Source organism: Pseudomonas fluvialis (assembly GCF_014207935.1).
In the GTDB taxonomy this organism is placed as follows: domain Bacteria; phylum Pseudomonadota; class Gammaproteobacteria; order Pseudomonadales; family Pseudomonadaceae; genus Aquipseudomonas; species Aquipseudomonas fluvialis_A.
Window position 1 is genome coordinate 16005 of sequence record NZ_JACHLL010000005.1, and the last position, 12298, is coordinate 28302.

A 12298-nucleotide genomic window follows, 5' to 3' on the forward strand; every position below is an offset into this window, starting at 1 on the left:
TTACTGCACAGACTGTTCGGCGAGGCTGACCGCGCGGAACATGGCGCGACGCTTGTTCAGGGTTTCTTCCCACTCCAGCGCGGGCTGCGAGTCGGCCACGATGCCGGCGCCGGCCTGCACATGCAGCTCGCCGTCCTTGATCACCGCCGTGCGGATGGCAATCGCCGTATCCATATTGCCGTTCCACGCCAGATAGCCCACGGCACCGCCGTAGACGCCACGCTTGACCGGCTCCAGCTCGTCGATGATTTCCATCGCGCGCACCTTGGGCGCACCGGACAGGGTGCCGGCCGGCAGGATGGCACGCAGGGCGTCCATGGCGCTCAGCCCCCTCTTCAGATGGCCGGTGACGTTGGAAACAATGTGCATGACGTTGGAATAACGCTCGATGACCATCTGCTCGGTGACCTTCACCGTGCCGGTGGTCGAGACCCGGCCGACGTCGTTGCGGCCGAGGTCGATCAGCATCAGGTGCTCGGCAATCTCCTTGGCGTCGGCCAGCAGGTCCTGCTCCAGCGCCAGATCGGCCTCCTCGGTCGCGCCGCGCGGACGGGTACCGGCGATGGGGCGCACGGTGACCAGCTCGTCCTCCACGCGCACCAGCACTTCCGGCGAGGAACCCACCACGTGGAAGTCACCGAAGTTGAAGAAGTACATGTACGGCGTCGGGTTGATGCAGCGCAGGGCGCGGTACAGGTCGATCGGCGCGGCCTGGAACGGGATCGACATGCGCTGGGAAATCACCACCTGCATGCAGTCACCGGCCAGGATGTAGTCCTTGATGCGGTTGACCGCCGCCTCGTAGTCGTCGCGCTTGAAGCTGGAGACGAAATCGGGCTCCGCACCGGCCGGCAGCGCCAGGTTCACCCCCAGACGCGGGGTGATCGGCTGGCGCAGTTTGTCCAGCAGGCTGCGCAGCTGAGCCTGGGCGGACTCATAGGCATCGGCCTGCGCCGGATCGGCGAGCACGATGGCGTGGATTTTCCCGGCCAGATTGTCGAATACGACGACCGCATCCGAGACCATCAGCAGGATATCCGGGGTACCCAGTGGATCAGGATTCGGGCACTGCGCCAGTTTCTTCTCGACATAGCGCACGCTGTCGTAGCCGAAGTAACCGACCAGGCCGCCATTGAAACGCGGCAGACCGCTCAGCGTCGGCACGCGATAGCGCGCCTTGAACTGCTCGACGAAGTCCAGCGGATCGGCGCAGTCATGCCGCTCGGTTTCAATGCCGTCAACACTGACCGTGACCTGATGCCCATAGGCACGCAGCACCGTACGCGCCTGCAGACCGATGATGGAGAAACGTCCCCACTTCTCACCGCCCTGAACCGATTCGAGCAGGTAGGAGTTCGGCGCGTCAGCCAGTTTCAGGTAGATCGACAGCGGCGTGTCGAAGTCGGCCAGGGTTTCGAACGACAGGGGGATGCGGTTGTAGCCTTCGGCTGCCAAACGCAGGAACTCTTCACGGGAAATAGCTTCGTGGTTCATAAATCAGCCTCGTGGCATGAGGGTGTACGGTCATGGGCAAACGCGCCGGCAGGCCGGCCAGGACGAGATCAGGCGCGCCAGCGCCAACGGGCCAGGGCCTTGATCACGTTCATCCAGTGTTTGCGCCTGAAATTCATAAAGAAGCCACCACGATCTGATCTCTTCGGCGGGAAAAGCCTGAAGTCGAGGCACACTACCCCAGCCCCCCAGTCGAATCAACCAGCTGGCGCAGGTCATCCAGCACCAGCGCCGGCTGCTCCTCGGCAATCGGCCGTCCATGGTTGTAGCCATAGGTCAGCGCCACGCAGGGCACACCCGCGGCACGCGCGGCCAGTACATCATTGCGTGAGTCACCGACAAACAGCGCCTGGATTGGCGCCACCGCCGCCTCGGCCAGCACCCAGTTGAGCGCTGCCGGGTCAGGTTTCTGCACCGGCAGGCTGTCGCCACCCAGCACCCACCGGAAATAACCGTCCAGCCCCTTCTCCGCCAGCAGCGGGCCAACGAACTGGGTCGGCTTGTTGGTCACCAGCGCCAGCGGCACCGCACGGGCCTGCAGCCAGTCGAGGCACTCACGCACGCCGGGGTAAACGGTACTCAGGGCATGGCAGTCGGCATACGCTGAAAGGAACAGCTGATGCGCCGGCGCGGCCTGCTCATCCGTAATGGCGCTGTGCTCAAGATCATCGGCCAGGGCCCGGCGCACCAGCACCTTCGAGCCATTGCCAACCCAGTCACGCACCTTGGCCACGCCAGCCGGGGGGCGACCCAACTGACCAAGCATCCGGTCGATGGCCGCGGCCAGATCCGGCACCGAGTCCAGCAGGGTGCCATCCAGATCGAACATCACCAGACGCGGCAATTCACCACCAAACAGCTGGTGCAGCGCGATCACGCACGCACCTGGGCCAGCTCGGCGCGCATGGCATCGATCACCGCCTTGTAGTCGGCTTGGTTGAAGATGGCCGAACCGGCCACGAAGGTATCGGCACCGGCCTCGGCGATGGCGCGGATGTTCTGCACATTCACCCCGCCGTCGATCTCCAGGCGAATATCACGGCCACTGGCATCGATCAGCGCGCGCGCCTCACGCAGCTTGTCGAGGGTACCGGGGATGAACTTCTGCCCGCCAAAGCCCGGGTTCACACTCATCAGGAGGATCATATCGACCTTGTCCATCACGTACTTGAGCACATCCAGCGGTGTGGCCGGATTGAACACCAGACCCGCCTTGCAACCACCATCCTTGATCAGTTGCAGGGAGCGGTCGATGTGCTCCGAGGCTTCGGGGTGGAAGGTGATGTAACTGGCACCTGCCTCGATGAAATCACCGATGATGCGATCCACCGGCTTGACCATCAGGTGCGCATCGATCGGCGCGGTAATGCCGTACTTGCGCAGCGCCGAGCAGACCATCGGGCCGATGGTCAGGTTGGGCACGTAGTGATTGTCCATCACATCGAAATGGACGATATCGGCACCGGCGGCCAGAACGTTGTCCACTTCCTCGCCCAGACGGGCAAAGTCGGCAGACAGAATCGACGGAGCAATGGCAAACGGCTGCATGCGGCACCTCGGCAAGTCAGGAAGGCGCCTAGTGTACCCGAGCCTCCCGCGGGCTGCCGCCTGCGCCTGACAAAGCCCCTGGCAACCGGCTAGTCTTTGCTCATGTCACAGGAGATTCGTCATGCCGTCGAAACACCTCGCCCCACTTGCCCTGCTTCTGCTCAGCCTGCACGCCAGCGCCGAAGAGGCGCCTGCAGCCCCAGCAGCCCCAAGCGATAGCAGTAGCGCCACGACCCCAGCCGCGCCGGCTGAAACGGCGCCGCCAGCCGACGATGCCGCCGGCGGAGCCAGTGGCACCGACACGACCAGCAGTGAAGCCGCCCCCAGCGAAGCCCCCATTCGCGTCGAACCGGCACCCGTGAGTGTCGAACAGGCGCAAGGGCTGCAGAACCAGTTGAGCGCCGACGAACAGCAACAGCTGAAGGCCGGCGACGAGTCCTTTCTCGCACTCTGGCTGCCCGCCAATGCAGGCACCGCCACCGGCATCGTGGTGATTGTGCCGGGTGACGGTGAGAGCGCCGATTGGCCGCAGGTGGTCAGTCCGCTGCGCAAGAAATTACCGAATGCCGGCTGGTCGACCCTTAGCCTGACCCTGCCGGACCCGCAAGCTCCCAGCCTGCCGCCCCGCCCGGAAGCCGCCGCAGCACCTGCCAGCACAGCTGCCGAAGATGCCGGCGCGGTGCCAGCCGATAGCGGCACCGAAGCCGCGTCCGCAGAGGCCGAGGATGCTCCCGCCAGCCCGGCAGCTGACCCTGCCACCGCCCAGACCAGCCAGCAGCAGAGCGTTTTCGCCCGCATCGACGCAGCCGTGGCCGCTGCCCGCCAGGAAAAACCCGAGCGTCTGGTGCTGCTCGGCCATGGCAGCGGCGCCTACTGGGCGGCGCAATACCTCAGCGAGAAGAAACCGGACGATATTCAGAACCTGCTGCTGGTCTCGCCCCAACAGCCCAAAGGCTTCACCGGCAACGGCGAGGAGCTGCTCGCCAGCCTCAAACTGGCCACGGGTGATTTCTACTACAAGGATCAGGCACCGGACCGCCAGGCGGCGCTCAAGCGCATGCAGGCCGGCAAGCGTCAGCAGCACCCGGCCTATATCCAGGTCGCCATGAAAGCCCTACCGGGCAATGCCGAGATCGAGGCGGAGCAGCTGTTCCGGCGCATTCGTGGCTGGCTGGATCTGCAGATCAAAGCGGCGCCCTGAGAACCTGTTAAAAGTCTGCTGCGCGTCGGAAAAACTGCGTTGAAAGTGGCTTCGGAATGCTCATTTACCACTCGTAAACTCCGCTTCCTCAGCCACTTTCGCCTTGTTTTTCTCTAGCTCGCGAGACCTTGAACAGGTTCTGACTCCGCGTTCAGCGAAACCCGCGCTGCTCACGCACCTTGGCATAGGCGCTGTGCAACTCGCGGGTACGCTCGGTGGCGGCCCGCAGCTGCGCCTGACTCGCACCCTGCCCCGCCAGTTTGTCGGGATGGTTCAGACTGAGCAGCTTGCGATAGGCACGCTTGACCTGCTCCGCCGAGCTGGCCTCCGACACGCCCAGCAGTGTGAGGGCCTTTGCATAGTCATCGTGCCGGCGCACGGGCGCACTGCGCTTGACCACAGGCTCAAACTCGGCCGCCAACTGTTCCACTCGCTCAGCAGGCAGTCCCATCCAGCGCCCCCACAGACGGATGCGCTCGCCACTAGCCACCGACACGGCACCGCCCGCACGCGCCATCGCCCAGCAACTGCGCAACCAGTTTTCGGCCCGCACCGCATCCCGCCGCAACGGCAGCAGACTCAGGCGCCAGCCGCGCTCGTGGTGTTTGCCGCGACCAAACGCAGCAATCGCCAACGTCTGCTGCGCCTCATCCAGCCCCAGACGCTTCATCTCGCCACGCGCCAGACGAATATGCTCGGGCAATACGCGCCCATCGCCCTTGGCCACTCGCCCCAGCAGCATGAACAACAGCTCATCACCATGCGGCAACACCTGCCCACGCAGTCGTCGCACGAAGGTCGGCCAGGAATCGAGCTGCAAACGGCGATCAAGCAGATAGCCGAGCAAGCCGCCCAGCAAGGCACCTGGAATACTGGCCAGCGCCAGCCCGGCGGCCGCCCCCAGCAAGGTGGCCGGCCAGCGCATCAGGCGGGCACCGCCAGCAGCTGTTCAACCTCGGCCAGGCGCTCGTGGGTGCCCACATCCACCCAACGCCCATGGAAGTGCTCGCCGCTCACCCGCCCCTCTGCCATGGCAGCACGCAGCAGCGGCGCCAGCTTGAAGGCGCCGGCACTGCAGCCGGCAAATAGCTGTGGATGCAGCAGCGCCATGCCGCTGTAGGTCAGGCTGGCATCACCCTCACAGGCATCGCGCACCCGGCCGTTCTCCAGGGTGAAATCACCACGACTGTTGTGCCCCGGGTTATCCACCAGCAGCAGATGAGCCAGCCCCTTCAGAGGACGGCGCAAAAGAGCAAAATCGCAATCGGTCCAGATATCGCCATTGACCACCAGAAAGGGCTCGTCGCCCAGCAGCGGCAAAGCGCGGAAGATGCCGCCACCAGTTTCCAGCGGCTTGCCTTCGGGAGAGTACTGAATCCGCACCCCGAAGCGCGCGCCATCGCCGAGGTAATCCTCGATCTGCTGACCAAGCCAGGCGTGATTGATCACCAGCTCGGTAAAGCCCGCGCGCGCCAGTGCCCGCACATGGTATTCGATCAGCGGCACGCCGCCCGCCCGCACCAGAGGCTTGGGGGTATGCAGGGTCAGGGGGCGCAGGCGCTCGCCCTTGCCCGCCGCGAGAATCATCGCCTTCATGCCGGTACCGCCGAAGGCTGGCGCAGCTGCGCGAGCAATTGCCCCAGCTCGGCCAGTTCCGGCCGCCGGCTGAGCACCTCATCGATGTAGGCAAAAAAGCGCGGCACATCACCCAGATACTTGGGTTTGCCGTCGCGATGACAAATGCGCGCGAAGATACCAATGACCTTGAGATGGCGCTGTACCCCCATCAGGTCGCTGGCGCGCTGGAACTCGGCAAAGCTCGATGGCAAGGCAATGCCCGCCTCCCCGGCGAGCTGGTAATAGCGTTGCAGCCAGGTTTCGACACGCGACTGCGGCCAGCTGAGAAAAGCGTCCTTGAACAGGCTGGTGACGTCATAGGTCACAGGCCCCCACACGGCATCCTGAAAATCCAGCACCCCGGGGTTGGGCGTGCTCAGCATCAGGTTGCGCGGCATGTAATCGCGGTGCACCAGCACCTGCAGCTGCGCCAGAGCGCTGTCGATCAGCAGCTCACAGATACGCTCCCAGGCCTGTTGCTGCGCGGCCGTGAACTCGGCACGCAGCTCTCGCGCCACATACCAGTCGGGGAACAGCTGCAACTCCCGCTTAAGCAGGGCACGGTCGTACTCGGCGAACTCGGCCGGCCGCAGCAGACGCTGAAAAGCCACCAGCGCCTGCAGAGCATCTTCGAAGAGTGCGTCAGCATTATCCGCACTGATCACATCGAGATAGGTCTGCCGCCCCAGATCGCTCAACAGCAAAAAGCCACGCGGCAGGTCGGCCAGCAGCACCTGTGGCACATGAACACCCATCTCGGCCAGCAGCTCGGCCATGCGGACGAACGGGCGACAATCTTCCTGCGGCGGCGGCGCATCCATGACGATGAACGTCCGCTCGCCAGCCTGCCAGCGGAAGTAACGCCGAAAGCTGGCATCACTGCTGGCGGGGCTCAGGCTGGCTTGCGGCACCTCACCCCAACCCTGTCCGGCGAACAGCGCCGGCAGCTCCTGCGCCAGCCAATCGACAAGCATTTGATAACGAACATCTTCGGTCATGCAGAGGGTTCTCCGGGAATGCTGGCCGTTGTACGGGTCATGCTTTATTATCCTGCATCTTTTTCAGCCCATCGAGAGGCGTGCGGTCCTTGGGCCGATACGCGCAGGAAGCTCGGACTAACAAGATGGCAGTCAAATCCCCCGCTTTTCGCAAAAAAATCCCACTGCTGGTGACCGGCAGCCTGCTGGCTATGCAGCCGCTGGCCAGCCCGAGCGTATTTGCCGCCGAGCAGTATGACTGCAAAGCCGGTGCCGCCGGCTGGTCCTGTGCGCCCAAAAGCAACGCCAGCGCCCTGCCACCCCGCCCGGTGCACACGGAATCGGCGGTGAGTTCGACCACCGGCATGGCCGTGGCCGGCAAGAGCGCTAGCCAATCGGGCGAGGCTAACGCCAGCTCGGGCACCGAGCAGGTCGCCGACAGCGACGGCAAGGGGCTGGCCAGCCGCAGTGCCGACTACAGTCATCTCGACTGGGTCCCGCGTGACAAGCTGAACGCCGCCCAGCTGGCGGAAGTCGGCCCGTATTGCGAAGGCAGCTACATCGAGCCTCAGCGCCCAGGCATGGAAGACGACACGCCGCTGGACGAGTCGCCGATGTTCGTCTCGGCCAAGGCCACCCGCTTCGAGCAGGAACAGCAGGTTGCCACCCTGGCCGGCGACGTGGTTCTGCGTCAGTCTGGCATGCAGGCCGAGGCCAACGAAGCCCATCTGTACCAGACCGAAAACCGTGGCGAGCTGGTCGGCAATGTCCGCCTGCGCGACAAGGGCATGCTGATCGTCGGCGACCGCGCCGAGCTGCAACTGGACAACGGTGAGGCGAAGATCGAAAACGCCGAATATGTGATCCATCAGGGCCATGTGCGCGGCAATGCGGCTTACGTCAAACGCCAGGAAGACGCCATCGTCCGCCTGAAAGACGGTACCTATACCCGCTGCGAACCGGGCAACAACGCCTGGCAGCTCAAAGGCAACAACATCAAGCTGAACCCGGCGACCGGCTTCGGCACCGCGACCAACGTCACCCTGCGGGTCAAGGATGTACCGGTGTTCTACACCCCTTACATCTATTTCCCGATCGATGACCGTCGGCAGTCCGGTTTCCTCGCGCCCAGCATCGGCAGCGGCAGCGACACCGGCGTCGCTCTGCAGACGCCGTACTACTTCAACCTGGCGCCGAACTACGACGCCACCCTGTACCCGACCTATATGAGCAATCGCGGGCTGCTGCTGGAAGGCGAGGGTCGCTACCTGACCCGCAGCAGCGAAGGCTCGGTCGGCGCGGCCTACCTGGACGACCAGGAAGACGAACGCAAACAACAGAGCGAGTACGAAGATCAGCGCTGGCTGTACAGCTGGCAGCACAAGGGTGGCCTGAATTCGCGCCTGCTGGCTGAGGTCGACTACACCGATATCAGCGACCCGTACTACTTCCAGGACCTGTCTACCGACCTGGGTATCGACACGCCAACCTACGTCAACCAGCGCGGCACCCTGACCTGGCGTGGCGACAGCTACACCGCACGCCTGAATGCGCATGCCTATGAGATGACGACTGTCACCGACGTCACCCCGTACGACCGCCTGCCGCAACTGACCTTGAACGGCAAGCTGCCGTTCCAGCCAGCCGGCCTGCAGATGAGCTACGGCAGCGAACTGGTACGCTTCGATCGAGACCTGCGCAACGGCAACTTCATCGACGAAAATGGCAATCCCACGCCCTGGTACGACACTCGCATCAGCGGCCTGGCACGGGCCAACGGTGACCGCGCTCACGTCGAGCCGGGCATCAGCCTGCCAATGGAAGCCACCTATGGTTTCGTCAAACCGTCGATCAAGTACCTCTACACCGAATACGACCTGGATATCGACAACCAAGGCGAGAACCAGCTGATCGCCAAGGGCCAAGAGTTCCAGAACTCGCCTGATCGTGGCGTACCGGTCTACAGTCTGGACAGCGGTCTGTACTTCGATCGCAACGCCAACTGGTTCGGTAAATCCTTCCGCCAGACCTTGGAGCCGCGCGCCTACTACCTGTATGTGCCGACTCGCGAGCAGGACGACATCCCGGTATTCGACACCTCGGAAACCCCGTTCAGCTTCAGCTCGCTGTGGCGTGACAACCGCTTCTCCGGCAAGGACCGCATCGGCGACGCCAACCAGCTGTCGCTGGGCGTGACCAACCGCTGGATCGAGCCGAACGGCTTCGAGCGTCAGCGCTTCGGTATCGGCCAGGCCTACTACTTCCGCGACCGCGAAGTACAGCTGCCAGGCATCGACTACCGCGACAGCGCTGCCGCCCAGGCCGACGAGTCGCCCTACGCGCTGGAGTACCTGTATCGCTTCAACCGCGACTGGAACCTGTCCTCGGAATTCAACTGGGACCCGGACGTCGACCGTACCCGCTCGGGTAACCTGATGTTCCACTATCAGCCGGAAAGCAACCCGAACAAGGTGGTCAACTTTGGTTATCGCTACCGCAACGACGCCAACGTCTACAACCCGTCCACCGGTCAGTGGCAACTGGGTGGCGGCGATTACACCGACCCGACCACCGGCGAAGTGATCAAGGACTACTACAAGATCGACCAGCACGACGCCTCCGTCATCTGGCCGATGATTCCGCAGTGGAATGCGATTGCCCGCTGGCAGTATGACTACAACCGCAGCCGCACCCTGGAAGCCTTCGGTGGCTTCGAGTACGACAGCTGCTGCTGGAAACTGCGCCTGATCAACCGCTACTGGGTCGACTATGACGAATACAGTCTGTCGCCCAACCTGAACGAAGAGGCCGACCGCGGCATCTTCCTGCAAATCGTGCTGAAAGGCCTCGGCGGGGTCGTTGGCAACAAGGTAGAGACTTTCCTCGACCAGGGCATCCAAGGTTACCGTGAACGTGAAGATCAAGCTTTCTGATTGCCTGCGCCCTCTGATGCTGGGCGCCCTCCTCAGCCAGGCCTGCAGCCTGCCGGCCCTGGCTGAAGTCACCGCACTGGACCGCGTGGTGGCCATCGTCGACAACGACGTGGTCATGCAGAGCCAGCTCGACCAGCGCCTGCGCGAAGTACAGCAGACCATCGCCAAGCGCGGTGCGGCCCTGCCGCCCGAGCATGTGCTGAGCCAGCAGGTGCTGGAGCGCCTGATCATCGAGAACATTCAGCTGCAGATCGGCGATCGTTCGGGCATCCGCATCACCGATGAAGAACTGAACCAGGCCGTGGCGACCATCGCCCAGCGCAACAACCTGACCGTCGAGCAATTCAGCCAGGCCCTGCAGCGCGACGGTCTGTCCCTGGATGACGCCCGCGAGCAGGTGCGCCGCGAGATGATCATCAGCCGCGTGCGCCAGCGCCGCGTCGCCGAGCGCATTCAGGTGACCGATCAGGAAGTGGAGAACTTCCTCGCCTCGGACCTGGGCAAGCTGCAGCTGTCTGAAGAGTTCCGCCTGGCCAATATCCTGATTCCGCTGCCGGAGGGCTCCTCCGCGGAGACCATCCAGGCAGCCCAGCGCCAGGCCGACGAGCTGTATCAGCAACTGCGCCAGGGCGCCGACTTCGCCCAGCTGGCGATCTCCCGCTCGGCCGGCGATACCGCCCTGGAAGGCGGCGAGCTCGGCTGGCGCAAGGCCGCCCAGCTGCCACCACCCTTCGATGCCATGGTCAGCGCGCTGAGCAAGGGTGAAGTGACCGAGCCGATCCGCACCGCCAGCGGCTTCAACATCATCAAGCTGCTCGACAAGCGCGGTGGCGATACCCAGCTGCGCGATGAAGTGCATGTACGCCATATCCTGCTCAAGCCCAGCGAAATCCGCAGCGAAGAACAGACCCGCCAACTGGCCGAGCGTCTCTATGAGCGCATTCAGTCCGGTGAAAGCTTCGCCGAACTGGCTAAGACCTTCTCCGAAGACCCAGGCTCTGCCCTCCACGGCGGTGAACTGGACTGGATCGATCCAAACGCCCTGGTGCCAGAGTTCCGCGCCGAGATGGAGCAGAGCCAGGTCGGCCAGGTATCCAAGCCGTTCAAGAGCCCGTTCGGCTACCACGTGCTGGAAGTCCTCGGCCGCCGCGCCACCGACAGCAGCGAGCAGTTCCGCAAGCAACAGGCACTGAGCCTGCTGCGCAACCGCAAGTACGACCTCGAACTGCAGAGCTGGCTGCGCCAGATCCGCGACGAGGCCTATGTCGAAAGCAAGCTGTAACGGTCTGAGCGATACCCAAAAGCCCGGCACCGCGCCGGGCTTTTTTTCGTCTGGGCGTTATAGACTGAACCGCCGCAACAGCCTGCCATCCCGAGACTGCACGCATGACCTACCCTCTCCCCTTTGCCCTGACGCCTGGCGAACCGGCCGGTATCGGCCCTGACCTGTGCCTGCTGCTCGCGCGCGAACAGCAGCCTGCCGCACTGGTGGCCGTGGCCAGCCAGCCCCTGCTGCAGCAACGCGCCCGGGAACTTGGCCTGGCCATCGAGCTGATCAGCGTGACGCCGGACAACCTGCCGATCACCCCGGCCGCTGCTGGCAGCCTTTACGTCTGGGATACCCCGTTGCATGCCGAGGTCGCTGCCGGCCAGCTGAACGTGCAGAACGGTCCCTACGTCCTGGAAACCCTGCGCAGGGCTGGTGAGGGCTGCCGCGACGGCCTGTTCGCCGGGATGATCACCGCCCCGGTGCACAAGGGCGTGATCAACGAAGCGGGCATCCCCTTTTCCGGTCACACGGAGTTTCTTGCCGAGCTGACCGAAACGCCGCAGGTGGTCATGATGCTGGCCACCCGAGGCCTGCGCGTGGCCCTGGTGACCACGCACCTGCCACTGCGCGAGGTGGCCGACGCCATCACCGCCGAACGTCTTGGCCGGGTGGCGCGCATCCTTCACGCCGACCTGCGAGACAAGTTCGGCATCGCCCACCCGCGCATCCTGGTCTGCGGCCTCAACCCACATGCCGGTGAAGGCGGCCACCTGGGCCGCGAGGAGATCGAGGTGATAGAGCCTGCGCTCGAAGCGCTGCGTGGCGAGGGGCTGAACCTGATTGGCCCGCTGCCGGCCGACACACTCTTCACCCCCAAACACCTCGACCACTGCGATGCCGTGCTGGCCATGTACCACGACCAGGGTCTGCCTGTGCTCAAGTACAAGGGCTTCGGTGCTGCGGTGAACGTGACACTGGGCCTGCCGATCATCCGCACCTCCGTCGACCACGGCACGGCGCTGGATCTGGCCGGCACGGGCCGCGTCGATACCGGCAGCCTGCAGGTGGCCATCGAGACTGCGCTGGAGATGGCCCGCAGCAGCCAGTCAGCCTGAGAACCTTGTTCAAAGTCTGCTGCGCGTCGGCCATGCTGCGTTGAAATTGGGCTCAGAATGCTCATTTACAGCATGTAAACTGCGCTTCTTCGCCCAATTTCGCCTTGCCTGGCTCTAGCTCGCGA

At 64.0% G+C, this 12298-nt stretch carries 10 protein-coding genes; 4 read left to right on the plus strand and 6 right to left on the minus strand.

What is annotated here, in order from left to right:
* The 3 genes from trpE to rpe form a co-directional block, all read right to left on the minus strand.
* Entirely contained in the window at positions 1–1479 is a 1479-nt protein-coding gene (gene trpE / locus HNP49_RS13705) for an anthranilate synthase component I (RefSeq protein ID WP_184684631.1), read from the minus strand.
* Positions 1480–1687: 208 nt separating this feature from the next.
* Positions 1688–2389 carry a phosphoglycolate phosphatase gene (locus tag HNP49_RS13710; protein WP_184684171.1) on the minus strand — a complete coding sequence of 234 codons (702 nt, stop codon included), beginning with the start codon at positions 2387–2389 and terminating at the stop codon, positions 1688–1690.
* Positions 2386–3060, minus strand: coding sequence for a ribulose-phosphate 3-epimerase (gene rpe, locus HNP49_RS13715; protein ID WP_184684173.1), 675 nt, complete (start codon positions 3058–3060; stop codon positions 2386–2388). Before rpe ends, HNP49_RS13710 begins: the two co-directional genes overlap by 4 nt.
* A 121-nt stretch (positions 3061–3181) precedes the next feature.
* Between rpe and HNP49_RS13720 the strand changes: the two genes are divergently transcribed.
* Entirely contained in the window at positions 3182–4261 is a 1080-nt protein-coding gene (locus HNP49_RS13720; RefSeq protein WP_184684175.1) for an alpha/beta hydrolase family protein, read from the plus strand.
* A 151-nt stretch (positions 4262–4412) separates the two neighbouring features.
* On the opposite strand, the gene HNP49_RS13725 is transcribed toward HNP49_RS13720, so the two are convergent.
* The 3 genes from HNP49_RS13725 to HNP49_RS13735 are packed head-to-tail and all read right to left on the minus strand — an operon-like array spanning position 4413 to position 6876.
* Complete coding sequence (locus tag HNP49_RS13725) at positions 4413–5186, minus strand: DnaJ domain-containing protein (RefSeq protein WP_184684177.1); 774 nt, start codon at positions 5184–5186, stop codon at positions 4413–4415.
* Complete coding sequence (gene murU, locus HNP49_RS13730; RefSeq protein ID WP_184684179.1) at positions 5186–5857, minus strand: N-acetylmuramate alpha-1-phosphate uridylyltransferase MurU; 672 nt, start codon at positions 5855–5857, stop codon at positions 5186–5188. Before murU ends, HNP49_RS13725 begins: the two co-directional genes overlap by 1 nt.
* A complete protein-coding gene (locus HNP49_RS13735) occupies positions 5854–6876 on the minus strand; it encodes an aminoglycoside phosphotransferase family protein (protein ID WP_184684181.1) in 1023 nt (340 codons plus the stop codon). The genes murU and HNP49_RS13735 overlap by 4 nt, the downstream gene beginning before the upstream one ends.
* A 125-nt stretch (positions 6877–7001) precedes the next feature.
* Between HNP49_RS13735 and HNP49_RS13740 the strand changes: the two genes are divergently transcribed.
* The 3 genes from HNP49_RS13740 (at position 7002) to pdxA (ending at position 12173) form a co-directional block, all read left to right on the plus strand.
* A complete protein-coding gene (locus tag HNP49_RS13740; RefSeq protein WP_184684183.1) occupies positions 7002–9788 on the plus strand; it encodes an LPS-assembly protein LptD in 2787 nt (928 codons plus the stop codon).
* On the plus strand, positions 9769–11070 hold the full coding sequence (locus HNP49_RS13745) for a peptidylprolyl isomerase (RefSeq protein ID WP_184684184.1): 1302 nt from the start codon (positions 9769–9771) through the stop codon (positions 11068–11070). Before HNP49_RS13740 ends, HNP49_RS13745 begins: the two co-directional genes overlap by 20 nt.
* 104 nt (positions 11071–11174) lie before the next feature.
* Complete coding sequence (gene pdxA, locus HNP49_RS13750; protein WP_184684186.1) at positions 11175–12173, plus strand: 4-hydroxythreonine-4-phosphate dehydrogenase PdxA; 999 nt, start codon at positions 11175–11177, stop codon at positions 12171–12173.
* The last annotated feature ends 125 nt before the right edge of the window (positions 12174–12298 follow it).

Excerpts from the sequence above, each read along its gene's own strand:
- HNP49_RS13720 (WP_184684175.1), top strand. The coding sequence starts at position 3,182 with ATGCCGTCGAAACACCTCGCCCCACTTGCCCTGCTTCTGCTCAGCCTG.
- HNP49_RS13740 (WP_184684183.1), top strand. The coding sequence starts at position 7,002 with ATGGCAGTCAAATCCCCCGCTTTTCGCAAAAAAATCCCACTGCTGGTG.
- HNP49_RS13735 (WP_184684181.1), bottom strand. The coding sequence starts at position 6,876 with ATGACCGAAGATGTTCGTTATCAAATGCTTGTCGATTGGCTGGCGCAG.
- HNP49_RS13725 (WP_184684177.1), bottom strand. The coding sequence starts at position 5,186 with ATGCGCTGGCCGGCCACCTTGCTGGGGGCGGCCGCCGGGCTGGCGCTG.
- pdxA (WP_184684186.1), top strand. The coding sequence starts at position 11,175 with ATGACCTACCCTCTCCCCTTTGCCCTGACGCCTGGCGAACCGGCCGGT.
- murU (WP_184684179.1), bottom strand. The coding sequence starts at position 5,857 with ATGAAGGCGATGATTCTCGCGGCGGGCAAGGGCGAGCGCCTGCGCCCC.
- rpe (WP_184684173.1), bottom strand. The coding sequence starts at position 3,060 with ATGCAGCCGTTTGCCATTGCTCCGTCGATTCTGTCTGCCGACTTTGCC.